Origin of the sequence: Lamprobacter modestohalophilus, assembly GCF_016583905.1 — a bacterium.
GTDB classification, from domain to species: domain Bacteria; phylum Pseudomonadota; class Gammaproteobacteria; order Chromatiales; family Chromatiaceae; genus Lamprobacter; species Lamprobacter modestohalophilus.
Map to the genome: position 1 here is coordinate 67,932 of NZ_NRRY01000009.1, position 24,942 is coordinate 92,873.

The window sequence follows — 24,942 nt, forward strand, 5'->3', positions numbered from 1 at the left end:
AAGCCATCGACTCATCGTTCCCGGTGGCGCTGCGCGATGAACGTTAGCGCGTTTCGCTTGGCTGTCGAACGCTGGGCGTCACGCGATGGATAAGCCGCCCAATCTCTGTCAGTAGGTCATCGCTTGCCTTCTGCAAGGCCTGCACGCTGTCTTCGGTTGGCTGGGTCTCGCCGCGCTCGATGCGACCGAGGAGATCGGCGGCAACTGCCTGCATTCGGTCGTACTTGACACCCATCGGCTGAAACTCGGCGAAGGTCTTATAGCGGCGTCGGCCAGGGCCGGCGTACCAACGACCGAAATTCCGATCGTCGGGTCTTAGGTCAGCGAGTTGAGTGCGCTCTGCCTGCGCAAGCTGACGGAGAAAGCCTTGCAGCCAATACCGATGATTCTGAGCCACGAGCATCAGCGGCAGATCGTCGCGCTCTGGAGTGGCCTCGAGATCGCTCCAAACGCCTCCAGCTGACCAGTGGGAGATCCACTCAGGAAGCGCTTCAGCGGGCATCGGCCGCGCGATCCCATAGCCCTGACCGAAGCGACAGCCAAGCCAGGTCAACATGGCCGCATGCGCCAAGGTCTCGACCCCTTCGGCGATCACTGGCCGGTTGAAGGCGTGGGATAACTGCACGACGCTTTCGACGATCTCCTTGTCCCCCGGGTCATATAGCATGTCGCGCACGAAACTTTGGTCGATCTTCAGCACATCGACCGGCAGGGCGCGAAAATAGGCCAGAGACGAGTAGCCAGTACCGAAATCGTCGAGGGCAAAGCGCACCCCAAACGCGCGACAAGCCGCCAATACGCGTTGGGCCTGATCGAAATCGCTGAGTGTGGCCGTCTCCAGGATCTCCAGCTCCAGGTCTTCTCCGGCGACATCAGGATGCGCGCGCAGCCGCTCCTCGAGCCGTGCTGCGAAATCGGGCCGCAACAGATGGCGAGCACCGATATTGATACTGACCGAAAGGCCAAGCCCCGCGCAATTCCAAGCCTCAAGCTGTTTTAGCACGTTCTCGATGACCCACTCATCGAGTTTCACCTCGAGTTCGGTCCCCTCGATATCGGGCAAGAAGGCGGCCGGCATCAACAACCCTTGCTCGGGATGTTGCCAGCGCACCAAGGCCTCAGCGCGGATCACCTCGCGGCTGATCATATTAACTTGAGGCTGGAAATGCAGGACCAGCTCATCCTGTTGCAGGGCCAAACCGATCCGCTCGAGCTTCTGCCGGCGGACCTGTAGCAGCTGATCCTGCTGAGCATCGTAAAGATGGTAGGTGTTCTTGCCGCTCTCCTTGGCCTGATACATGGCCTGATCGGCATGCCGCAGCAAGGTGTCTGGATCGGCGATGTCTGGTGGACAGAGCGTGACGCCAATGCTTGCAGAAACGCTGTGCATCAGCCCTCCAACCTTAATCGGGTCACGAACCGCAGCAAGGACGCGATGTAGCAATCCGAAGCAGTCCTCTGGTTGACCCAGATCGGTGAGCAGCAGAACAAACTCGTCACCGCCAAGGCGAGCCACGGTATCCTCGCCACGCACCACCTGACCCAAGGCCTTGGCAACCTGGACCAAAAAGCGGTCGCCGACAGCATGGCCGTAGCGGTCGTTGATCGGTTTGAAGCCGTCAAGGTCGAGATAACAGACCGCGAGCACACGACCCTTGCGGCGAATATGGGCGATGGAATGATCGAGCCGATCCGTCAGCAGGCGCCGGTTTGGCAAACCGGTGAGATGATCATAGTGGGCGATGCGATTCAGCTCTGCCTCATGCGCCTTGAACTGACTGATATCGGAGAAGACGCCGATATAATTCAGTACCGCCCCGGCCGGGTCACGCACGACTGAGATCGAGAGCAGCTCCGGGTAGACCTCGGTGTCTTTACGCCGGTTCCAGATCTCACCCTGCCAGAATCCATCGTCGTTAATCGCTGCCCACATGCGCTGGTAGAACTCGGCATCGTGCTGACCCGATGCCAGGATCTTCGGGTTATGGCCGAGCAGCTCCTCCCTCCCATAGCCAGTGATGCGTGTGAAGCTTGGATTGACGTCAACCAGACGATTATCGGCATCGGTAATCACGATCCCTTCGAGGCTATGGGCGAAGACACTGGCGGCGAGCCGAAGCTGTACCTCTGCCTGTTTGCGCTCGGTCACGTCGTGGATATAGCCATGCCACAGCACGCTGCCATCCGGTTGGCGTTGCGGCGAGGCCTCGCCCTCCACCCATCGCGTGCGACCATCGGGGAATCTGACCCGATAGTTTTCTCGCCAAATGGTCAGCTCAGTGGCAGAACGCTCAATTGAGGCCATGATTCGGTCGACATCATCCGGGTGGAGCACGCTCAACACTGGACTCGCATCCTCGACGACGCTCGCGACCTCAAGGCCGTAGATCACCTTGATACCTTCACTGGCGAACGGGAAGGCACTGCGGCCATCCGGCCAACGTTGGTACTGGTAGATCATGCCCGGCACATGTGCGGCGATCTTCTGGATCCGCTCATGCAGCTCTTGGATGCGATCGCGCTCGCGTTTCAATGCCTCGAGCGTCTGCAGCTGGGCGCCAATGTCACGGGCAATGCCGAGCACGCCGACCAAGCGCCCCTCAGCATCGAACATCGGGGTCTTGATCGTCTCGACCTGCTCCTGATGGCCATCATCGGCGAAGGTCAGGGTCTCCTGATTGACGCTTGAGCCACCGGCAGCAATGGCGTCAAGGTCATGCTGGCGAAAGGCTTTCGCCTCGGCGGCCGGAACGAAATCCGAATCGCGCCGGCCCTTGATCTCAGCCTCGGTGGCACCAAAAAGACGCTCGAAACGCGGATTGCACGCGAGGTAGACACCATCCGGATCTTTAAGCCAGACCAGGTCCGGGATCGTGGCCACCAGGGTCGAGAGGAAACTGCGTGCTTCCAGCAACCTAGACTCGCTCTCGCGCAAGGCACGCTCATCATCGACCCGCTGTTCTTGCCCGCGCAGCAACAAACCGAGCAGCACGCCAATCGCCGGCAACACAACGAGAAACGGCAGCGCGACGTCCCTGAGCACCTGCACCCTTAGCGTCGTCGGCAACAGGATGACCCAGCCCAGCGCGACCAGATGCACCACCAAGCCGAAGAGCAGTAGGGTCCAAACGCTGATCTCGACCTGACCGCGGCGACGCAGATAATGGAACAGGGCGCCAAAGCTGGCCGCGGTGACGATGGTCGCGATCCCCATGCCAACCCCAGGACCACCGAGCCAGCCGCGGTAGAGGCTCGCGATGAGGCCAGAGATCACCGCAGCCGGCATGCCTCCAAACAGCCCGGCGATGCCGATCACGACGGTGCGCCCGTCGAAGATCAATGGACCGACGACCACTGGGTAGACCATGCCCAACAGCGCCGTCAACCCAAACAGTATCCCGATCAGGGCCTGGGTTGAGCGTTGATCACGCGGCAAGCGCGCGACAAAGAGACCGTGCGCGAACGCTAACGCAAGCAGCAGGGAGGCGTTCTGTACAAGCCCACTGAGGATGCTCATCCGCATCGACTCCTCATTCGCATCGACTCCGTTCGCCTTGGCCGCCAGCATGGCAACGGCAGCCGTCACGCGAACGGCCACCGGGCAAAGGCTGAGCCTGGCAGCGAGGCATCACCACAGCAGGTCTACATTGGAAAACCGCCACCGGGCGGAAAGCCACCACCCGGCGGCATCCCCCCACCCATGCCGCCCATCCCCGGCGGCAGTCGGCCCTGCATCTGGCGCATCATCTTGGCCATGTTGCCGCCCTTCATCTTCTTCATCACCTTCTGCATCTGGGTGAACTGCTTCATCAGCTTGTTCACATCCTGCACCTGAGTGCCCGAGCCGATGGCGATCCGTCGCCGCCGCGAGCCCTTGATGATCTGCGGATGCTCACGTTCCATCGGCGTCATCGAGTCGACGATGGCTATCAGCTTCACCACCTCCTTGTCATTGACCTGGCTCTTCATATGCTCGGGCAGTTGACCGGCGCCCGGCAGCTTGTCCATTAGCCCAGCCATGCCACCCATGGCGCTCATCTGCTGGAGCTGATCACGAAAATCGACGAGGTCGAAGGCTTTACCCTTCTTGATCTTCTTCGCCAGCTTTTCGGCCTTCTGATGATCGACCTTCTGCTGCATCTCCTCGACCAGCGAGACCACGTCGCCCATGCCGAGGATACGCGACGCGATGCGGTCCGGATGGAAGGGCTCGAGCGCATCGCTCTTCTCACCAACGCCCAAGAACTTGATCGGCTTTCCAGTGATCTCGCGGATGGAGAGCGCGGCACCGCCACGGGCATCGCCATCGGTCTTGGTCAGTACCACACCGGTGAGCGGCAGCGCGTCGTGAAAGGCACGTGCGGTCTTTGCGGCATCCTGGCCGGTCATGCTATCGACCACGAACAGCGTCTCGATCGGCGTCACCGCGGCGTGCAGGTCCTTGATCTCCTGCATCATCCGCTCATCAATCGCGAGCCGGCCGGCACTGTCGACGATGAGCACGTCCTGGCCCTGGCGGCGCGCCGCATCGAGCGCGGCCTTGGCGATCTCGACCGGCTGCTGCTGCGGCGTGCTGGGGAAGAAGACGGCATCGACCTCGGCGGCAACGGTGCGCAGCTGATCGATGGCGGCGGGGCGATAGATATCGCAGCTCACCACCATCACGCGCTTCTTCTGGCGCTCTTTGAGGTAGCGCGCAAGCTTGCCAGCGCTGGTCGTCTTACCGGAGCCCTGCAGGCCAGCGAGCAGGATCACCGCCGGTGGCTGCTGGCGCAGGTCAAGGCCTTCATTGGCCTCGCCCATGAGGCTGACCAATTCGTCGTTGACGATCTTGATCAGCTCCTGCCCGGGCGTGAGACTCTTGGTCACCTCGGCGCCGAGGGATTTCTCGCGCACGCGCTCGATGAACCCGCGCACCACGGGCAAGGCGACGTCGGCCTCGAGCAGGGCCATGCGCACCTCGCGCAGGGTCTCCTTGATGTTGTCCTCGGTGAGCCGAGCCTGACCGCGCAGGCCCTTCAGCACCTCGCCGAAGCGATCCTGAAGATTGTCGAACATGATGTCTCTGAATGATCCTGTTTGGGGATTTACTTGTTTGCCGATAGCCGGTTTATTTCGACCCAATCGATTGACGCGCGCCAGCTCCGCGAGTATCGGAACGGTTGCTGGCCGCGGTTTGTTAACCTACGTCAAGGCAGCGCGATTGAGTCTCCGGAAAGCAGCGGTTGCCGGGCTGACTTTCGTTTGCAGGCCGTCTCGCTTGTGCGATGATCGCAGACTATGAACAACGTCGTCATCTCGATCGCAACCCTGATCGCCTACTTCGGCTCCGCCACGCTCATCGGCTGGCGCCTGTTCACGCATCAACCGGACTCGAACACAGCCAAACTCCGCGGTGTCACGCTCGGCCTCGCCTACGCCGGGCTGACCCTGCACACCTGGTTGCTGTACACCGTCATCTTCAGCCATGACACGCTGAATCTAGCCTTCTTCAACGCCCTTTCTCTGGCGGCCTGGACTGTCGTCGCCTCACTGCTGCTCTCGAGCCTAACCAAGCCGATTGAGAACCTCGGCCTGGTGGTACTGCCGCTCGCGGGCGTCACGGTGCTGCTCGATATGCTCTACCCGAGCACGCCGTTCCTAGGCGAGTCCACCAGTTGGGTGTTGAAGCTGCACGTGCTGCTCTCAATGCTGGCCTACAGCCTGCTCACGCTTGCCAGCGTGCAAGCGGTGCTGCTGTGGATTCAGGATTCCTACCTGCGCGGGCGCAAACCCGGTGGCTTTGTCCGCGCGCTGCCGCCGCTGATGACGATGGAAGAGATGATGTTCGAGATGATCGGCATCGGCTTCTTCCTCCTCACCCTGGCGCTGCTGAGCGGTTTTGCGTTCCTCGAGAACATGTTCGCGCAGCATCTGGTGCACAAAACCGTGCTCTCGGTGGTCGCTTGGCTGGTCTTCGGCGGACTGCTGCTCGGCCGGCGCCTCTGGGGCTGGCGCGGTCGCAAGGCGATCTCCTGGACCCTGACCGGTTTCGGCATCCTGATCCTCGCCTACTTTGGCTCCAAGCTGGTGCTCGAGCTGATCCTGCATCAACCCGCCTGAGCGTCTCCCCTGCTCCTCAGGCCTCAAATTCCAAGGCCCTGTCCGAAAACACTCGTGCCACAGGGCGCAGGACTGAACGGATCATGGCGCCACCACAGCCTCAAGCGCCTTCGATAACACCGGGGCGGTGCCGAAACTTGACAGATCATTGAACAACCACGGCCTCTCTCACGTTTCGGGGGACTAGGATGGGAGCAGGATGAGAGCAGGACATGAGGTTTTTACCGGCGTCGTCAGCGCTCAAGGAGCGCCAAGTCTTCCGGCTGGTCGATGTCAGCCAGGCTCGCTAATTCTGTCCATGCCAGTCCAGCATCGCGCATCCGCTCCCGGGTGATCTGCGCGACCTGTGCTGTCCCCCAAGGCATCTTCGTCAACAGCAGCGACAGTGCCGACAAGGCCTCTCGGCGCAGACCCAGCAGCACATAGCCGCCATCCTTTGCCGGACCCAACACCGCCCTCTGCTTGGTCAGCGCCTGCAGCGCTTGCTGCAGATAGCTGGCGTCTAGGTCTGGACAGTCGGTGCCGATCAGCAGCACCCGCTCCGCCCGCCCAAGCGCGCTCGCAGCGGCGGCCTGCAGTCGGGCACCTAGGTCCGGACCGCGCTGGACCTGCAAGCACAGCTGCAGGCGCTCTGCTAACTGCAGAAACAGCGGATGAGTCGTTTCAGGCGCGCACCAGAGCTCCACGGGTGCTAGGCGCGCATTGGTCACCCGCTCAAGGGTGTGACACAACAGTGCCTCGGCGAGTTGCGCCGCCCCCTCAGCGCCGAGCGCCGGAATCAGTCGCGTCTTGCACTGGCCAGGCACGGGCGCCTTGGCAAAGACCAAGATGCGGGCGTTTGGAAAACGCATCAGCGCGGCTTTCCGTCCATCTCTACCGATGGAGCAGCCACAGCAATCCAAACGCGGTCGTTCCGGCAAGCCTGCGTGGTATCGCCATCACCCGTCATGGAACCTGTCCTGGTTGTGGGACAGCAGGTCGCCCAAGCTGCTCCATGAGGGTCTGAGCGGTCTCGAAATCATAGGCCTCCAGTGCCTGCCGAAGTGGCTCTAGCGCGTCCGCGAGCCCGGCGGCGATGAATAGCTGCTGTGCCGCCTCGAGGCGGTTTGCCGCATTGTAATGAGAACCGGCGATCAACTCGGCCAGCTCGGCCAGCACAGGGTCGAGCTGTGCTTGGGTGGCAGCTTGGGTCGCAGCCTGGAACGGCAGCGCGATCGTGGCGCGGCCGCAGCTGGGCGGCTGCACTGCGGCCGAGGGCGCGCAGGATGGCATCGAGCAGGTCGGAAGGGGTCGCAGGCTTGTTCAAGAAGCCGCGGATGTCGAGCCCCCTGGCCGCGGCTATGGCCTCCTCGCGTCCGTAGGCGGTGACCATGAGTAGGGTTGGCAACGGACTGATATCGGAGCACTGCTCGATGGCCCGCGCCGTGGCCACGCCGTCGAGTCCAGGCATGCACCAGTCCAGCAGCACCAGCCGGTAGGGGTCATCTGGCACGGCTGCGCGCAATTGACTCAGCGCTTCCTCGCCGCTGGCCGCGGCGTCCACGCGGAGCCCGAGGCTGCTGAGGATGGCTGAGAGTGTCTCGCGGGCGCTGGCGTTGTCGTCCACCACCAGCAGCCGCAGCGCGCCCAGCTCGCTGAGGCCGATGGGCGAACGCGCGTGCTCGCCCTGTTGCAGGCCGAGCTGAGCCGTAAAATGGAAGCTGCTGCCGACGCCGGGCCTGCTCTCGACCCAGATCTCGCCGCCCATCAGCTCGGTCAGGCGCTTGGAGATCGCCAGCCCCAACCCGGTGCCGCCAAAGCGACGCGTGGTGGAGGCATCGGCCTGACTGAAGGACTGAAACAGCTTGCCCTGTTGCTCGGCGCTGAGACCAATGCCGGTATCACGCACGGAGAAATGCAGCCGGCAGGTCTCGGTGTCCTGTGCGAGCACCTCAGCACCGATGATGATCTCGCCAGAGGCGGTGAACTTCACCGCGTTGTTGCTGAGATTGGTCAAGATCTGCCCCAGGCGCAGCGGATCGCCGATTAGGGCCACAGGCAGATCAGCGGGCAGGTCGAAGATGAGCTCCAGGCCCTTCTCCTCGGCCTTGAGACCGATGACCGCAGAGAGGTTGCCGAGGACGTCTTCGAGGCTGAAGTCGATGCGCTCGATGGCGAGCTTGCCGGCCTCGATCTTGGAGAAGTCCAAAATGTCGTTGAGGATGCCGAGCAGGGCGTCGGCGGAGCGGCCGACCTTGTCGATATAGTTGCGTTGGCGCTCATCGAGTGGGGTCTGCAAGACCAGATGCGTCATGCCGATGATGGCGTTCATCGGTGTGCGGATCTCGTGGCTCATGTTGGCCAGGAACGCCGATTTGGCCTGGTTCGCCAACTCGGCCTCGGCCTTGGCCGCCTGCAGCGCCAGCTCGGCCTGCTTGCGCTCGGTAATGTCCTTGCCTGACCCGCGATAGCCTTTAAGCTCGCCGTTCGCGTCGAAGATCGGTATGCCGCTGGCCAGCAGATGACGCATGGATCCATCGCGGTGGCAGACGAGGTGTTCCCAGTCGGTGAACCATCGCTGCTCGGCGGCGATCGCCTGGAAGCGCGTGCTCGCCCGCGCGGCCTCCGCTGCCGGCATCAGGTCGAAGGGCGTCTTGCCAAGCAAGTCCTCGGGCGCACGGCCGAGGCAGTCCGTCGCCTTGTCGGAGACATAGGTATAGCGCCCGTCGGCGTCGGTCTCCCAGATCCAGTCCGCTAGGATCAGGGTCAGATCCTTGAAGCGTTGTTCATCCCTTTGTCGGAGGCGTTCTCGGCGCGCCGCGGTGGTCTGGATACCCGAGTCCATCCATCCCGCCAAGAGCGCACCGAGCAGATTCACCGCGATGAGGATGGGCAAGGCCTCTCGCAACGCCAGACTCCGCTGCGGCTCGGGGAACAAGAGGATGGTCGACAAGGCCAGCGAGAGGACTCCCCCAAAGACCAGATGACGCCATGGCGGCTTCAGGCGCCAGCGAACTTCGATGAGCCGCCAGACGAGGCCAATCAGCGGCGCGATGGTCAAGGTGATGCTGCCAACAAAGGCGCCTTGGCCGCCCATGAGCAGGCGCGCGGGAATCGCCACGAGCATCGCGGCTGCCGCGCCGCGCCAGCCCGCCAACAGGCCCGCAAAGCCCATCAGCAACACCCGTGCGTCCAGCAACAGGCCGGGGGCGAGCTCGACCGGCTGCAGCATCACCTGAACGGCCCCCAGACCAAGCAGTCCACCCAGCATCAGCTGGCGGCTCGCCTGGTCGGGCAGCCACTGCCACAGATGATGATGATAAAACAGGGCGATCGCAGCAAAGGTAATCAGCCCAAGAGACGACGCCGTGACAAAGTCCAACAAAAAGGTTCCTCCGAGCGTCACGTCCGATTCGGGTTCGGCGCTGCGGCGCAAGCCCTAGGCAAGCGCTCCGCCGCAGCTACTGCCCTGCCCAGCGGTGCAGCCGTAACAATGCTCACCGACCTGGATGGAACGCTCTCTGAGCAGCTCCGCTGAGGTCAGATCACGGAGATGCAGACGCTCACGCTGGTTAGGGCTACTCGGGCTCCGGCTGTGACGGTGCCGGTTACCGTCACCGTCACCGTCACCATCGCCGTGGCGCAGTGGCAGACCGAGCATCTGATTGAAGTCGCAGTCATAGAGGTAGCCCTGCCAGTCGACGCTGATCAGGTCACGACACATCACCGCCTCCAGGTTCGCAGCCTGATGCGCCGACTTCAAGAGCCCCAGATAGTCATCGAACTGCCGCGTCGATTGCAACCAGCTGCCGAAACGCCGGATCGGCATATTCGCCAAGGTCAGCAGACGGTTGAAGTCGATCCCATAACGCGCCTTGAGCTCGCGCTTGTACTCGGCCTCGAGCGCGCACTGGGAAGGCGGTAAGCTGGCACCGGTAGGATTGTAGACCAAGCTGAGCGACAGGCGGCTATCGGAACGACCATAGCCGCGCAGATTCAGGGCGCGCAGACCACGCAGGCTCGCATCAAAGGTGCCAGATCCGCGTTGCGCATCGACATTCTCCTGCAGATAGCAGGGCAAGGACGCGATCACCTCGACCTGATGCTCGGCCAAGAAGTCCGCGAGGTCCTCCTGCCCCGGCTCCTCTAAGATGGTCAGGTTACAGCGATCCACCACCCGCACACCAAGCTCGCGCGCCGCGATTACCAACGGTCGAAACACCTGATTCAACTCCGGCGCACCGCCGGTTATATCCAACAGGGTCAGGTCGCCATGCCGCAGAAAGGCCACCAACTCATCGAGCGTCTCGAGGCTCATCTCCTCAGTGCGCTTAGGGCCTGCATCCACATGGCAGTGCAGGCACGACTGGTTGCAGCGATAACCGAGATTCACTTGCAGCGTCGTCAGTCGACGGCGCCGGATCAGCGGAAAATCAGAGGGGAACAGCAGCGGTTTTGAATCCAGCACGACACAGCTCCGAGCGACGGTAAAAGTTGAGAACAGACTGCTCACAAGATACGCCGGCAGTGGTAACATTCAACCGCATGGCCGCCCGAGTAGCCACTCGTCTCGATCACCAGCAACCAAGGCGATGCCATCAACCACCCTCACATAGGGGCTGTAGCTCAGCTGGGAGAGCGCCGCGTTCGCAATGCGGAGGTCAGGGGTTCGATCCCCCTCAGCTCCACCATTTGTTTAATCATAAAACCTTGATTTGAAAAAGCGGATCGAAGCCGATGTTTGTCGCTGCTGCCCTTGACCAGCCGGCCAACCCTAGCTAGGGCGATCAATCCTCGTTTCAGATCCTGCACGCTCAGGGCCTCGCGCAGCATAGACAGTGAGGCGGGAGCGGCCGATGACGATTGCCGGGGAGCTAGTGTCGTCGTGCTGCTGTCTTGCGATCACCATCAGAATCACATTGATGGTGCTGGGCCGGTTGTGGATCATCGACACTCGGGCATGTCGGCGATTGGACCAGGCACTTCGTTTCGCTCGCGACTAATTCTGCATCGGAATATCAGCGTCCCACCGAAAGCCGACGCCGCCTCCCTGCCAGACGCCTTCGCCCGCGGGATTGGGCCCATGAATGTCGACATGAACCGGCAGTTCATCGCGGGGCCTGAGCAAGTCAACACCTCGCACAGTGCTGCGGTGCATAATGCGTAGACCCTGTTCTTCGACCGGCCGGTGTGCCTCTGGCGCGGCCCGGTGGGCGACAGCCAGGTTATCGATGAAGACGCAGTCACCCTCGGAGTATTCATAGGTCACCGCGTAGCCATCGTGCAGCCCGGCATTGAGCAGGTCATTGTATTCGCGACAAAGACGTTGCAACTCCTCAGCGTCCAGCAATCGAAAGCCATCGCGGTTGGTCAGTCTTTCGAACACGGCCCCTGTCATCCCTAGGTGTAGCCAAACGCTTTTTCGGCCCGATAGCGGATGGACATGCACCAGCGGATGGACAACACCGCTGTTGGAATTAACGGAAGACAGTCGGCTCCAGTCCGGCTGACGTTCCGCTGGAAGTGCGTCATAAGCGGCACCCTGATGAGCAAAGCAGGTTCCTCCGCCTTTCTCCGCCGGGCGGATAATGTGGTAGCCGGAGTGTGAGAAGGTCGTGGGGTTGAAGCTGCCATCGTTGTGCCACTGAGGCCCAACACCCGGGATGCCATGCTTCGGATCGTTCGACAACCGAAAGATGTCGCGATTGCCATCAGGCGTTGCCGGATGCACCCCATGCGTGCTGTGCAACTCCTTGCCACCCCACCAGCAACTGGCGCGGAGGAAGGCTTCAGGCTCGAGCTGCCGCTCGCTCCTGAAAACGAGGAATCCCCGCTGAGCCATCTCGAGTTCCAACGCCCGCCTGACCTCCTCGGGTGGCGGGGCATCCGCGGACAGATCGACTCCGTGCACCAGGGCGCCGATGGGATCGAGTGGCTCAATATGGCCACCAAAACGCTCGATTAACGCGACCCGTGACGGATCGAGTGGTGAAACGCGCGCAAGCTTCATCATCGCTCTCCTCGACTCTCAGTGATTTGGCCTCGCATGCTACCTTCCAACTCCGCGAGTCACATCGGGTGCGCTAGCGTTCTCTGCGCTCGAACCCCTGCACCAGATCCTCGAGCGGCATTGGCGCGGCGAAGAAGTACCCCTGAAACAGGGTGCAACCTTCGGCGCGAAGCAGATCATACTGAGCCTTCGTCTCAACCCCTTCGGCGATGACCGGAATCGAAAATGCCTTAGCGACACTGAGCGCGGCGCGCACGATGACCAGCCGCGAGGGGTTGTGCTCGATGTCTTTGATCAGCGCCTGATCGATCTTCACTGCCTGAAACGCGAGACGCTGGAGCTGAAGTAGCGACGACGAGCCGGTTCCGTAGTCGTCCAGCACCACGGCGATGCCACTGTGCTGCAACCGCTCAAGAGCGGCTTCGACATGCTCGACATTGGCGAACAGCGACTGCTCGGTCACTTCAAGCCGGACTTGCTGTGGCCTCAGACCCGCAGCTTCAACGGTGCGGATAACCCGCTCTGCGAAGTCGGTGTCGAGCAATTGAGCACACTGACATTGACACCAAGATGAAGCTCGGCATGATTCGCCATGGGAGGTATCGAGGCGAAATCCTGGCATGCCCGCCGCAGCACCCAGTCATCGAGGGCCTGGATCAGACCGCTATCCTCGGCCAGCTTAAGAAAGGCATCGGGGCGCCGCAGCTCCTTGTCCGAGGCCGCCCATCGGACCAGCGCCTCGCAGCCACACCATTGGCCGCTGGCATCGACCTGTGGCAGGTAGTGCAGGGTCAATTCGTCATGATGCAAGGCATGCCGTAAGGCCAGGGAGCGGGTCTCTTTAATCTCAAGCTCATGCTGCATGCTTAGCTCGAAAAAGCGCCAGGTGTCACGACCACCCCGCTTCGCCTCGTACATCGCGATATCGGCCTGCTTCATCAGCTCATCAGCGCTGCTGGAGGCATCAGCAAAGAGCGTGATGCCGATGCTAGCGGAGCAGTACAGGGGCCGCTCCTGGTCACCAGCCAACCGATAAGGGGCCGCCGCCAAACGCATGAGTTTCGAGGCGATGCTAGCCGCCTCTTGGGTTGCTATCTCTCGGTCCGCGCTGAGCGCCTCGCAGAGAACCACGAACTCATCACCGCCAAGGCGCGCTGCGGTATCCGTTTGCCTCAGGCCCCGACGCAAACGCCCACTAAAGGTGGCCAATAGCTGGTCGCCGACGGCATGGCCGAGGGTGTCGTTGATGCGCTTAAAGCCATCGAGGTCGAGGAGCAGGAATGCGCGATAACAGTTCTGGCGGGCCGTCAACGCAATCGCACGCCGCAGTCGGTCGAGCAAGAGCCGCCGATTCGGCAGTTCTGTCAGTTCGTCATAGAGCGCGAGCTGCTCGGCCCGCGCTGAGGCCTGGTGATGGTTGGTCATGTCGTAACAGACACCTACCAAGCACCAGCCCCGGGTCAGCGCGTCTTGGACGCACCTGGCATGCATGCGCAGGTGGCGACAGTCGCCTGAGGGCGAGAGCACCCGCAGTTGCGTGAAGTAGGGCTGATCCGAGCGAGCCGCCCTGAGCATCGTGCTGATCGCCCGAAAGCGATCCGCGGGATGCACTCGATCACGCCAAGCGGCCAGGTCGATGCGTGCGGTCGACTGATCCAGGTGGTGCAGCCTGTGCATCCGACGATCCCACAGCAGTCGCTGCTGTTGGAGATCGTATTCCCAGGTTCCAATCTCAGCGGCATCGATGGCGAGACGTAAACGCCGCGCACGCTCCTCTAGGAGTATCTCCGAGTCCCCAGGTGCGGTATCAACCTCAACCACCAGCCTCTGAGAAGTCTGGTCTGCGTTCGTTGTCCGTTCTTCTCGCATGGGCTCTGCCAAACCTCTCAAGCGTCCGTACCGGTTTAGGCGAGTCTAGCGGCTTGAGGCAGATCAGAAAAGGGTCTCTGCCGCTCAGCGGCCAATCGGTTCTCGAATCCCTTCTAGGCAGACATGTCGCCCCCAGATCACGGTTGATCTTGAGTAGCAAAGTCAGGCCAGGTCTGCCACGAAGCGCAAAACGTCGGACCCGCTAAGGCGGCGACGCCGGCAACGGCCCCGAGGCCTTTCTGACAGCAGTAAGGCCTCGAACCGATTCTTTTGCTATCAACGCCGCGAAGTTGGGTGTATGGTGACGCCAGAATAACGAGCCTGATGGCGACCACCCCCATGCGGTGCGTCGTATCTGCACTGATCCACACTGAGTGATCCCATCCCCATTCCACGAAAAGCACTCGGCGGTGCCTGCACCGTCATGCCCAACTGCTACCTGTTTGACGCATCGGCCGGGCAGCGGATTTCCTTTTCTACTATGCGTGCTACTAGAGAGACCTGACTGAATGAATATCTACGTTGGCAATTTGGCCTATGGCGTGACCCAGGACGAGCTGCGCGAGGCCTTTGCTGCCTTCGGCAACGTCGAGAGCGCGAATCTGATCACTGACAAGTTCACTGGGGAGTCCAAGGGCTTCGCCTTCGTTGAGATGCCCAACAACAACGAGGCAGACGCGGCCATCAAGGAACTGAACGAGCAGCCTTTAAAGGGTCGCCCGCTCCGCGTAAACCAAGCCAAGCCTCGCAGTGATCGTGGCGGCGGTGGCGGCGGTCGCTCAGGTGGCGGCGGCGGCGGTCGCTGGTAAGCACCATTCCATCCCTTCGGCTTAGGCCATTGCCGAAGCGCTTCAGGAGTACCTGAGGCGCGAGCCGAAGGGGCCATTGGCATCCGACTTTCTATCTTCTCAAGCGTCATCGAGGCGTGCTCACGCCGGACACTTAACGCCACAACTCATCTCACAAGCGCCTTGTTGCGCGGGAACCAGACCGGAGAGCTTCTCGGAGACCAGTACCGGATGGCTGCTGTCGCCGCTGCTGCAGCACTTACGGATCTTCCTGGCCACAAAAGCGCCCGCAGCCACGGTCACGACGCGCCGCCGCTTGCTCTTTTGTGCCTGCACCGCCTTCCCGCAGAGTGGGCAGCGTTCAGCCTCGGCAACAAAATCGATACAGGGGATGGGCTCCTGCGTGCGCGCCGTCGCCCGCACCACCTCGGCTGCTGACCACCCGGCCAGGCGAGCATGGTGCCGGAACCACCTCAGTCGTTCGTAGACCCCCCTTTTTTGCCGACCTCCTCCAGAGCATATCGAGCAAACACCGCAACCACCTGCTCCAGCACAATCGGTGGCGAGTGCCCGCGCAGGCTGCGCACCACCTCCGCAGGCCCTAAACCGGGATGACGAATCAGGGCCAGCAGAACCTGGATAACGACCGCATCATCGACGCCGACCGATAGCTGAGGGTTGTTCGTTGTCCACCAGAGGAAGGCGTGAGTGTCGAGCAAAACCCGCATCATTCAGCCTCCCAAGCGCGAATCTCCTCCTCGGGCAATGGTTCAAAGAAGGCATCATCCACCCTGCCTGCCAGTCGGCCCGGTTGACGTTGCGGTGCTGCATTGGCGAGCGGCAAAAGTCGGGCATAAGGCTTACCGGCCTTGGCGACAATGATCTCTTGGCCACGATGGGCCTGCTCAAGGAGTTTTGAGAAATGGGTCTTTGCTTCGTGAACGTTGACGATGGTGGTCATGACGGGTTGACTGATGTGGACTAAGCTATCGACTAAGTCGATCTTCGGCAGGTGGTCTTGGCAAACCGCGCGAAAACCTGGACGGACTACGGTTTGGCCTTGCTGGGGTCGGCCTGGATCAGGCGCACCCTGACCTGATCGAAGCGATTTCGCTACCTATCCAATCCAGAAAGGAATTTGGATTTTAGTGAGCGCGGGCGGGCGGGCGCTAGACCTGCATGCGCATGACTTCTTTATAGGCAGTGATGATGCGGTTGCGCACCTGTTTGCCGAACTCGAAGGCGACGCTGGCCTTTTGGACGTCGATCATCAGGTCGTTGAGGGTGACGGAGGGGTCGCCGGCCTGAAACGCCTTGCCCTTATCAACAGCGTCGATCTGTAGCGCGTTGATGCGCTGGATCGAATGCCGCAGCTCTGCGGCGAATCCCCCCGCCGCAACTGGGCCGGTCTGTGCTCCCCCTGCTGGCCCGCCGATGGTTCCCGCCCCGTTCACTGCCGCGGCCCCGCTACCGGATTGATTGGCTGTACTAGTACCGCTGGCCTGGCTGGCCAGCAGGCGCATGGTGGCGAGCGCGGGCTCGAGGCTGGGCAGGTCGTTCATGGTCTGGATGGCTCCTAGGGGCTCTTGGTCAGCGCGGGCTCTTGGTCAGCGCGGGCTCTTGGTCAGCGCGGGCTCTTGATCAGTGGGGCTCTTGATCAGTGGGGCTCTTGATCGGTCAGCGTTTGTTGCTGGCGCTGAGGGTTGCACGGCTGGAGTGCGGATGATGATTTGGACTGGGCGGCGAGGTGTTGCCCATCTTCGGCATGCTTGCCTGCCTGCCTCATCAGCATGCCTGCCTCTGGCAGACCAGACATCCACCTTCGGATGGTAGCTTAACAGCGACAGCAGACCTGGCATCGCTGCATTTAGCCGATATAATCATCGCTTTTCCAGCCTTTGCTAAAGTTTCTTCAGTCTGACACTGTTGTACTTTACACTTCTTGGCAAACCGGCGGCCAATCCTGGACGAACGGATGCCAACTGCGTTCACCATCTCCATGTCTCTTAACCACGAAGCCCAGGATGGCAGCTAAAGCTCGCAACGGGAGGCGCGCGTGAGCGAGGAGACGCGCGTAAACGGGGAGAACAGCGGCGGCGCCGATGCCGGCGGTCCGCTGCAGCGCCTGCCTGCCCTACTGCGCGCCAACCAACCCCTTGCGCTGCTCATTGCTGGCGCCGCCTTGGTGGCGGTAGTGACGGCGCTCTTTCTGTGGACGCGAGCGCCGGACTATCGGGTGCTGTTCAGCAATCTGAGCGAGGCGGACGGCGGGCGCATCATTAGCGAGCTGGATACACGGCAGGTGCCGTATCAGTTCAGCCAGGGTGGCCAGGCGCTGTTGGTGCCAGCCGATCAGGTGCACAGTCTGCGCCTGCAACTGGCGGAGCAAGGGCTGCCGCGCGGCGGTAATGTCGGCTTCGAGCTGATGGATACGCAGGCGTTTGGCATCAGCCAGTTTGCCGAGCAGGTGAATTTTCAGCGCTCGCTAGAAGGCGAGTTGTCGCGCTCGATCGAGTCGCTGGGGGCGGTGGAAGAGGCGCGCGTGCATCTGGCGATGGCGCGGCCCTCGGTGTTTGTGCGTGAGCGTGAGCCGGCCAAGGCCTCGGTGGTGCTGACGCTGTTTGGCGGGCGCTCGCTGAGCGAGGAGCAGGTCAGCGCGATTCGGCATCTGGTGGCCAGCAGCGTGCCGGAGCTGTCGGCAGATGAGGTGACCATCGTCGATCAGCGCGGGCAGATGCTGTCGCAGGACCCGAAACCAAACGACCTAGACGCCACACTGCTGATCTATCGGGATGAGGTTGAGCGCGCTTATCAGCGACGCATCGAGAACATTCTCGCGCCCATCTTTGGCCGCGACCGGGTGCGGGCACAGGTCTCGGCGCAGATCGACTTTTCCCAGCGCGAGGAGACCTCTGAGCGCTTCGCGCCGAATCAGGCGCCAAATGAGGCGGCGGTCCGCAGTCGCCAATCGAACCTTAGCTATAATGGTGATGAGGAGTCTGCGGGCGGGATTCCGGGTGCACTCAGCAATTCGCCGCCCGGCGTCGCGGGTTCGCCAATCGAGCTGCCACTGCCGGATGACGCCGATGCGGACCAAGCCAACGACGAAGACGCCGCACCACCCAAGGAGCCCATCTCCCTGGAGCGCGATGATGTCGTCAACTTCGAAGTTGACCGCAGCGTCGCGCATGTGCGTAAAGAGCGCGGCATAATTGAGCGTGTCTCGGCGGCAGTGGTGGTGGACTATCGGATCGAGCGCAACGATGCAGGCGAGCTCGAGTCAGTCGCACTGAGCGCGGAGGAGTTAGAGCAGGTCGCGAGTCTGGCACGCCAGGCGATCGGCTTCTCGGCAGAGCGCGGCGACTCCATCGAGGTGGTGAACAGCCCATTCAGCCGCTTCGACGCAGAGGCAGACATGGCATGGTGGCAAGATCCTGAGCTGATCAAGGTGATGACGCTCATTGGCGAGCCACTGATGTGGTTTATCGTGCTGCTGTTCGGCTACCTGCTCGTGCTGCGGCCGTTTATTAAGCACCATACACGCCCGCCGGAGCTGGCAGCGGCGACCCCGGAAGGTCTGAATGTGGAAGTCGGCGATGAAGAAGGCGCCGAGGGTGCATTCGAAGACGACGAAGAACCTTACCAAAGGCCGCGCCGTAACAAGGCGTTAGGGTATCAGCAAAAACTCGCTGAGCTGCGACAAACAGCGCGTGAGAATCCGCATATCGTGGCGCTGATAGTGCGCAACTGGCTAAAGAATGAGCAATGAACAGATGGACGCGAATTCCAAGGCCATCCTCGACAAAATGAGCGGCGCGCGGCGCAGCGCGATTCTGATGCTGGCGCTCGATGACGAGAGCGCTGCTGAGGTGTTCAAGCGGATGGCGCCACAGGAAGTGCAAGAGGTCAGCACGGAGATGACCAAACTCGACCAGGTTTCGCACGCGGAGATGAACGCGGTCTTGGATGCGTTCCAGAACGAACAGGAGGAGTTTGTCGCGCTAAACCTGAACTCGAGTGATCATATCCGTTCAGTACTGAGCATGGCGTTGGGCGAGGAACGCGCCGCAAGCTTGCTCGAGGACATCTTCGAGCACAAGGGCGGCTCTGGCATCGATTCGCTGAATCTGATGGAGGCGTCGATGGTCTCGGAGCTGATCCGTGACGAGCATCCGCAGATCATTGCCACGGTACTCGTGCATCTTGAGCGGCGCCAGGCGGCGGCGGTGCTGGAGTTGTTCGATGATAAGCTGCGCAACGATGTGGTGCTGCGGATCGCGACCTTTAGCGGTGTGCAGCCGGCGGCGCTACAAGAACTCACCGAGGTACTCACTGGCATGCTTGACGGTCAGACGCTGAAGCGCAGCAAGATGGGTGGCGTACGCACAGCAGCCGAGATCCTGAATATGATGAACACGACTCAGGAGGAGGCGGCGATCGAGACCGTGCGCGCACACAGCGAGGATCTGGCACAGAAGATCATCGACGAGATGTTCCTGTTCGAGAACCTCATCGAGCTGGACGATCGCAGTATCCAGCTGTTGCTGAAGGAGATCGATACCGACAGCCTGGTGGTGGCCTTGAAGGGCGCGCCGGAGAATCTGGTCGAGGCCTTCTTGCGCAACATGTCGTCGCGTGCATCGGAGATGATCCGCGAGGACATGGAGGCCCGCGGCCCGATGCGCGTGTCGCAGGTAGAGGCCGAGCAAAAGGCGATTCTGCAGGTCGCGCGCCGACTCTCAGAGAGCGGCGAGATCATCATTGGCGGCGCCGACGACAACTATGTCTGAGGCGGACGCCAAGATCACGCGCGGGCAGGATGTGCCGTGGCGGCGCTGGCAGATGACGGAGCTAGGCCCGCGGCGTGAAAAGGCTGCAGCGAACGCGCGGCCGTCTGCGGCGACGCGCTCAACTGAGAGTGCGGCACAGCCGGGACATGGCAAGCACGGCAGCGCGAGCGCGAGTCCACCGAAGGCTGAGACGCCAACGGCACCGGTGTCGCGGAAAGCGCAACCGGAGGAACAACAGAAGGAGCAACAGAAGCAGCCGCAAAAGGGACCGCAGCAGGCGGCTGAGAAGCCCAAACGAGGACGCCCGACGGACGCGCAGAAGAAGGCACTGGATGCCGAGCGCAAGCAAGTACAGGAGGCGGCGCGTAAAGAAGGCCATGCTGCGGGCCTCAAGGCCGGCCAGGCCGAGGGCTATGCGAAGGGCTTGGAGGAAGGCCGCAAGGCGGCGCGCGAAGAGTTGGAGCAGCAGATCACCGAGACGCTGAAGCCGGTGCGAAATCTTGCGCTGCAGTTTAGCGACGCGCTGGCACTCCTGAATGACGAGATGGCGAAAGACTTGGTTGAGCTAGCGCTCGCCACCGGCCGCCATTTGGCCGGCGAGGCGCTGGATGCGAACCCGACGCAGGTCGTTGATCTGGTTCGAGGGCTCTTGCATAGCGAGCCTGCCATGCATGGAAAGCCGCGGCTGTGGCTGCATCCTCGGGATTATGATCTGGTGAACAAGTATCTGGGCCAGGAGCTGGCGGCGGCCGGCTGGGCGCTGCAGCCGGATGATCAGGTGAGCCGCGGCGGCTGCCGCGTGACCAGTGGCACGGGTGAGTTGGATGCGACTTGGGAATCACGCTGGCACACCGTTCGCCAGCAGGTGCGAAGCCGCCGCTCAGCCAGCGAGCAAACCGCCGCCTCGCAAGCGCTGCTCGACGCCGCTGAGGCAGCAGCCGTCGAGCCGGACGAGGCGCCTGGCTCACCGGCGGCTGAAGGGTCACCGGTGGCTGAAGGGCCTCAGACGCAGCCGCAGGCCGACGAATGAGCGCAGTTGTCGAGAATCCGCACACTCAGCGCTGGCATCAGTCGCTGCACCAGGTGCGCGGGCGCATCGAGATCATCCCGCCGTGGCGGACCAGTGGGCGCGTCATGCGCGCGACCGGCATGATCATCGAGACGGTTGGGCTGCAGGTCCCGCTGGGTGGCGGCTGTTTGATCGAACTGCCCTCCCCTTTCGGTGAAGATGAGCCGCGCTTTGCCGAGGCAGAGGTGGTTGGATTCTCGGACGAGAAGCTGTTCCTGATGCCGCTGGCAGGAATCACGGGCCTGCAGCCCGGGGCGCGCGTATTTGCGCTAGGCGAAGGGACGCGCGGCAGTGCGCGCCGGTTTCCGTTGGGCGAGACGCTGCTGGGGCGGGTCGTCGATGGCAACGGCGAACCACTGGACGGACTCGATGCACTGGATGACGCACCCCACGGGCATCTGACGGTACCGCCGCTGAACCCGCTGCTGCGGGCGCCCATCAACGAACAGATTGATGTGGGCATCCGTGCAATCAATGCGCTGTTGAGCGTCGGTCGCGGCCAACGCATGGGGCTCTTCGCGGGCTCCGGTGTCGGCAAGTCGGTGCTGCTTGGGATGATGGCCCGCTATACCCGTGCTGACGTCATTGTGGTGGGGCTCATCGGCGAGCGCGGCCGTGAGGTGCAGGACTTCATCGATAATATTCTGGGCGAGCAGGGCCGGCGCCGGGCGGTGGTGGTCGCCGCGCCGGCCGACACCTCGCCGCTGCAACGGTTGCAGGGGGCGGCGTACGCGACGCGACTGGCCGAGTGGTTCCGCGATCAAGGACTGGCGGTGTTGTTGATCATGGACTCATTGACTCGCTACGCGATGGCACAACGTGAGATCGCCTTGGCGGTGGGTGAGCCACCGGCGACCAAAGGTTATCCGCCTTCGGTGTTTGCAAAGCTGCCGCATCTGGTCGAGCGCGCTGGGAACGCGACCCGAGGGGGCGGCTCGATCACGGCCTTCTATACCGTACTGACTGAAGGCGACGATCAGCAGGACCCGATTGCAGACTCGGCGCGCGCGATCCTGGATGGACATATCGTGCTCTCGCGTGCGCTCGCGGATGCGGGGCACTACCCGGCGATCGATATCGAGGCGTCGATCAGTCGCGCGATGACGGCCATTGTCGATGAGCCACAGCAACGCCAGGCGCAACGATTTAAACAATTGTTCTCGCGCTACCAGCGCAATCGGGATCTAATCAGTGTCGGCGCCTACAGTCCAGGCCATGACCCGGGACTTGATGAAGCTGTGCAGCGGTATCCTCAGCTTGAGGGCTTTTTGCAACAGGGCATCGAAGAGGCCGCCAGCGTATCGGACGCCCGACAGGCGCTGGCAGCAGCAGTAGGACAATAATGGAGGAGATTGATGGCAGAGCAATCGCCACTTGATATGTTAACGGAACTCGCCCGCGAGGCACGCGATCGGGCCGGGCAGGCCTTGGCTAGCGAGCGAAACAATGAGCGTATGGTCGCGCAGCAGTTAGAGTCACTCGGCACCTATCGCGCAGAGTATGCGCAGCGCCTGCAGAAGGCGATGTGCGAAGGGATCGACCCCGCTACAATGCAGAATTATCAGCAATTTCTGAGCGCGCTAGACGACGCCCTAACACGCGCCAAACAAGCCTTGGCGGCGCAGCAGCAGCGAGTGTTGAAGACACAAAAACAATGGCAGAATGAGCAGTGTCGGCTATCCTCATATAATACATTGACCGCTCGACGTGCCATGCAAGAGCAGATTGCGGAAAATCGCCGAGAGCAGCGCCTAAATGACGAGCTCGTCACAAACCGCGAGGTGCGGCGTCGGTTACAACAGCAAGATGCCTGAGCCAAGCTAAGACGCATGGCGCGTCACCACCCTGGCAGATGAATCGAGCGAGATTCACGTTAGGGCGGAAGGCTCAGCGTCACGCATTGTCGCGCATTGCGTGACGGAATTCAGAGTGCTCACGGGGAATGCCCTAATGGATATTCAGCAGCTTCTTGCCACAGCTACCAACCAGGCGTCGACGACAAAACCGACGCCAGGCTCTGGGCTGCCTGGAATATTCGCGCAACACATGGCGCTGGCGGGGCTGCGACCAGATGCGGCCCTGACAGAGGCCGCTGCGGGGAGCAAAGGCGAGGGCCTGAGCGCTTTTTCTAGCTTGATGGGCGACCAACCATTCGGCAGTACCGTCGCGGCAGAAGACGCGGCCAAGGGCTTCGCCGCATTATGGCGAGACGCTTGGAGGCAAGGCGCGGACACAGAGGGCGCGGACACTGAGCTGGCACAGCTAACAGCGTCGATAACTGAGGTTTTGCAGCAAGCGGCTGAAGGCGAAACGCTCGCGTCCGAGATTGGCGAGCTGATGCAGCAGCTGCCCGCCGGCGCGCGCGAGGAGCTCGTTGCTCAAATGGAGGAGCTGTTCACTCAACTGACCGAGCACCTCTTGCCCGAGCAAAGCGCGCAGCTGATTGCTGAGTTCACCGAACAACTCCCACCAGAGGCGAGCGAGCAGCTATTCGCCCGACTCAGCGAGCAGCTGTCATCCGAAGAGCAAGCGCAGCTAGTTGCACAGCTCACGACACAGCTACCCGCCGCTGAGCGCGGGGCCATGCTCGACGCGTTGATCCAAGACCTGCCCACCGCACAACGCGAATCATTCTTAGCGCAGCTGACTGCACAACTCTCTCCCAAGGCGAGTGAGCAACTGCTCGCACAGCTGACGGCGCAGTTGCCCGCTGCTCAACGCGAGGCGCTGCTCACCGACTTGAGTGGACGCCTCACGCCCGAGGCGCGCACGGCAGCCCTCAGCGACTGGACACAGCGTCTGTTATCGCCAGAACGGTTGCAACTGATCAGAGAAGTCGCCACCCTGGCTGGCCCGATCGCTGCGCAGACGCGCGAGACTGTGCTGGCAAACGGAGCTGTTTTAGCGGCAGCGCAGCCTGGAGCTGAGCAGGCGGCGCGAGCAGCACTTTCAGAGCCCAACTCGATGCGCACCCGGCTCCGGGTCGATGAACGCCTAGGAATGGCTTCGCAAACGAGTTGGGAGCGAGCGAGCGCCTCAGCCGAAGCGCTGCGCGCCGTCGTCGAGATCAGCACAACAGCACAAGCTGCGAGAGAACCTTTAGCCCCTTCTCTGCGCGAGCTTCTCGGGCTTAACCTCATGGATCGGCAAGGATTTATCCCACAACAGCCCGGCGGTACGGCTGGCGCCGATAGTCTCTCAGGCTTGGGCATTGCGGGCAGCGGGCTTGCATCCTATGGCGCCATTGCTGGAAATCAAGTTGGCACCGCATCCGCAGCACCAGGCATGAGCGCACCGCTGTATAGTGCAGCATGGCCTCAACAATTGGGCCAACAGCTATTGGTACTGAGTCAGCGCGGTGGTGACCAGCACGCAGAGCTTCGCCTCAATCCCCCTGACCTTGGCCCGTTGACGGTCTCTTTGAAGGTCGGAGAACAAGGAACACAAATCCAGTTTCTCGCAGCAAATGCGCTGGTACGGAGCGCCGTCGAGCAAGCGATTCCTCAACTTCGCGAGGCACTGGCTGAGCAGGGAATCACTCTTGGCGAAACCTCTGTGGGTGAGCAGCGCCAAGAGGCTGAGCAAGGCTTTGCGGGAGACGGAACGCAGCAACAATCACTTGCGAGCGGAGCACTTCAAGGCGCGGGGGAGGCTGAGCTTACAGGCTCGCCGACAAGAATCGACACTAGCCTTGATGGTCGAGTGGATATCTACGCCTGAGCAACCTCACGGGACCTGAAAGGTAGCTATTCGCGATTCGTTGAACTGGGCGCTCTTGCCGCGTCTAATTTTTTGTGTCCATCGCTTTGCTCCTAAACGCTTGGGAGCGGCGACTATAGAGGTATAGGACAGAGTGGCAGAATCAAAAGGCGGCTCACGTAAATTATTGTGGGTTCTGATCATCCTGGTGGTGTTGTCGATCATTGCCGCAGGCATATCCGTGTATCTGACTTGGCAGTCGGAGGATGACTCACCTGCTGAGAAAAACGTCGTTACCGACCGGAGTGCGCCAATCTTTGTCAAGATCGAACCGTTCACAATCAATATAAAAAGTTCGCGTGGCGTCAGCCATTTGCTCTATGTTGGCATGTCGTTCAAGGTTAGTACTGAAGAAACACGCGATATCTTTGAAGATCATATGCCCCAAGTCCGAAGCCGCTTGTTGATGCAGCTCTCTTCGGAGCAGGTGGACGAGCTAACGAGTATCGAAGGTAAAACACAACTCGCTAACCGGCTGATCACCTCCCTTCAAGACCCACCTCTCGCTGAATTGCAGCCCGAACTCGCAATCGAAGAAGTCTTGTTTACCGAGTTCATCGTACAATAGGTCGCAAT

General features: G+C 61.6%; 19 protein-coding genes, 1 tRNA gene and 1 pseudogene. 10 read left to right on the forward strand and 11 right to left on the reverse strand.

The annotated features are described in order from the left end of the window. Positions 1-43 precede the first annotated feature (43 nt). Both CKO42_RS07800 and ffh read right to left on the reverse strand, forming a co-directional pair. Positions 44-3,586: an EAL domain-containing protein gene (locus tag CKO42_RS07800; RefSeq protein WP_200241576.1), complete on the reverse strand. Its 3,543-nt coding sequence runs from the start codon at positions 3,584-3,586 to the stop codon at positions 44-46. A 56-nt stretch (positions 3,587-3,642) separates the two neighbouring features. Further along, on the reverse strand, positions 3,643-5,058 hold the full coding sequence (ffh, locus tag CKO42_RS07805) for a signal recognition particle protein (protein WP_200241578.1): 1,416 nt from the start codon (positions 5,056-5,058) through the stop codon (positions 3,643-3,645). 222 nt (positions 5,059-5,280) lie between these two features. On the opposite strand from ffh, the gene CKO42_RS07810 reads away from it, so the two are divergent. Beyond that, positions 5,281-6,102: a cytochrome C assembly family protein gene (locus CKO42_RS07810; RefSeq protein ID WP_200241588.1), complete on the forward strand. Its 822-nt coding sequence runs from the start codon at positions 5,281-5,283 to the stop codon at positions 6,100-6,102. Between the two features lie 233 nt (positions 6,103-6,335). Here CKO42_RS07810 and CKO42_RS07815 read toward each other — a convergent pair whose 3' ends face one another. From CKO42_RS07815 to arsS, 3 genes are all read right to left on the reverse strand, one after another. Continuing rightward, on the reverse strand, positions 6,336-6,953 hold the full coding sequence (locus CKO42_RS07815) for a TIGR04282 family arsenosugar biosynthesis glycosyltransferase (protein WP_200241607.1): 618 nt from the start codon (positions 6,951-6,953) through the stop codon (positions 6,336-6,338). A 167-nt stretch (positions 6,954-7,120) separates the two neighbouring features. Next, positions 7,121-9,466 (reverse strand): ATP-binding protein, encoded by a 2,346-nt coding sequence (locus CKO42_RS07820; RefSeq protein WP_200241616.1) that lies wholly within the window; start codon positions 9,464-9,466, stop codon positions 7,121-7,123. 54 nt (positions 9,467-9,520) lie between these two features. Then, positions 9,521-10,549: an arsenosugar biosynthesis radical SAM (seleno)protein ArsS gene (arsS, locus tag CKO42_RS07825; protein ID WP_200241620.1), complete on the reverse strand. Its 1,029-nt coding sequence runs from the start codon at positions 10,547-10,549 to the stop codon at positions 9,521-9,523. Between the two features lie 147 nt (positions 10,550-10,696). On the opposite strand from arsS, the gene CKO42_RS07830 reads away from it, so the two are divergent. Further along, a tRNA-Ala gene (locus CKO42_RS07830) sits at positions 10,697-10,772 on the forward strand. Between the two features lie 308 nt (positions 10,773-11,080). Here the strand turns inward: CKO42_RS07830 and CKO42_RS07835 are convergent. Beyond that, entirely contained in the window at positions 11,081-12,091 is a 1,011-nt protein-coding gene (locus CKO42_RS07835; RefSeq protein ID WP_200241624.1) for a TauD/TfdA dioxygenase family protein, read from the reverse strand. 73 nt (positions 12,092-12,164) lie between these two features. Further along, positions 12,165-13,960, reverse strand: a pseudogene (locus CKO42_RS07845) (putative bifunctional diguanylate cyclase/phosphodiesterase). Positions 13,961-14,469: 509 nt separating this feature from the next. Here CKO42_RS07845 and CKO42_RS07850 point away from each other — a divergent pair. Beyond that, positions 14,470-14,769, forward strand: coding sequence for an RNA recognition motif domain-containing protein (locus tag CKO42_RS07850; RefSeq protein ID WP_200241641.1), 300 nt, complete (start codon positions 14,470-14,472; stop codon positions 14,767-14,769). Between the two features lie 120 nt (positions 14,770-14,889). Here CKO42_RS07850 and CKO42_RS07855 read toward each other — a convergent pair whose 3' ends face one another. From CKO42_RS07855 to fliE, 4 genes are all read right to left on the reverse strand, one after another. Next, positions 14,890-15,171 carry a hypothetical protein gene (locus tag CKO42_RS07855; RefSeq protein WP_200241644.1) on the reverse strand — a complete coding sequence of 94 codons (282 nt, stop codon included), beginning with the start codon at positions 15,169-15,171 and terminating at the stop codon, positions 14,890-14,892. A 50-nt stretch (positions 15,172-15,221) separates the two neighbouring features. Further along, positions 15,222-15,476: a hypothetical protein gene (locus CKO42_RS07860; RefSeq protein WP_200241647.1), complete on the reverse strand. Its 255-nt coding sequence runs from the start codon at positions 15,474-15,476 to the stop codon at positions 15,222-15,224. Continuing rightward, positions 15,476-15,709 (reverse strand): type II toxin-antitoxin system Phd/YefM family antitoxin, encoded by a 234-nt coding sequence (locus CKO42_RS07865; RefSeq protein WP_200241652.1) that lies wholly within the window; start codon positions 15,707-15,709, stop codon positions 15,476-15,478. The genes CKO42_RS07860 and CKO42_RS07865 overlap by 1 nt, the downstream gene beginning before the upstream one ends. A 208-nt stretch (positions 15,710-15,917) precedes the next feature. Continuing rightward, positions 15,918-16,310, reverse strand: a complete 393-nt coding sequence (fliE, locus tag CKO42_RS07870; protein WP_200241655.1) for a flagellar hook-basal body complex protein FliE — start codon at positions 16,308-16,310, stop codon at positions 15,918-15,920. A gap of 494 nt (positions 16,311-16,804) precedes the next feature. On the opposite strand from fliE, the gene fliF reads away from it, so the two are divergent. From fliF to fliL, 7 genes are all read left to right on the forward strand, one after another. Beyond that, positions 16,805-18,517, forward strand: a complete 1,713-nt coding sequence (gene fliF, locus CKO42_RS07875) for a flagellar basal-body MS-ring/collar protein FliF (RefSeq protein WP_200241658.1) — start codon at positions 16,805-16,807, stop codon at positions 18,515-18,517. Positions 18,518-18,521: 4 nt separating this feature from the next. Next, entirely contained in the window at positions 18,522-19,538 is a 1,017-nt protein-coding gene (gene fliG / locus CKO42_RS07880) for a flagellar motor switch protein FliG (protein ID WP_242479209.1), read from the forward strand. Further along, positions 19,531-20,568 carry a flagellar assembly protein FliH gene (locus tag CKO42_RS07885; protein WP_200241663.1) on the forward strand — a complete coding sequence of 346 codons (1,038 nt, stop codon included), beginning with the start codon at positions 19,531-19,533 and terminating at the stop codon, positions 20,566-20,568. The genes fliG and CKO42_RS07885 overlap by 8 nt, the downstream gene beginning before the upstream one ends. Next, positions 20,565-21,950 (forward strand): flagellar protein export ATPase FliI, encoded by a 1,386-nt coding sequence (gene fliI, locus CKO42_RS07890; RefSeq protein ID WP_200241668.1) that lies wholly within the window; start codon positions 20,565-20,567, stop codon positions 21,948-21,950. The genes CKO42_RS07885 and fliI overlap by 4 nt, the downstream gene beginning before the upstream one ends. Before the next feature lie 12 nt (positions 21,951-21,962). Continuing rightward, entirely contained in the window at positions 21,963-22,421 is a 459-nt protein-coding gene (gene fliJ / locus CKO42_RS07895; protein ID WP_200241672.1) for a flagellar export protein FliJ, read from the forward strand. 322 nt (positions 22,422-22,743) lie between these two features. Further along, positions 22,744-24,327 carry a flagellar hook-length control protein FliK gene (locus CKO42_RS07900; RefSeq protein WP_207148685.1) on the forward strand — a complete coding sequence of 528 codons (1,584 nt, stop codon included), beginning with the start codon at positions 22,744-22,746 and terminating at the stop codon, positions 24,325-24,327. Positions 24,328-24,460: 133 nt separating this feature from the next. Then, complete coding sequence (gene fliL / locus CKO42_RS07905; protein ID WP_200241688.1) at positions 24,461-24,934, forward strand: flagellar basal body-associated protein FliL; 474 nt, start codon at positions 24,461-24,463, stop codon at positions 24,932-24,934. Positions 24,935-24,942 lie beyond the last annotated feature (8 nt).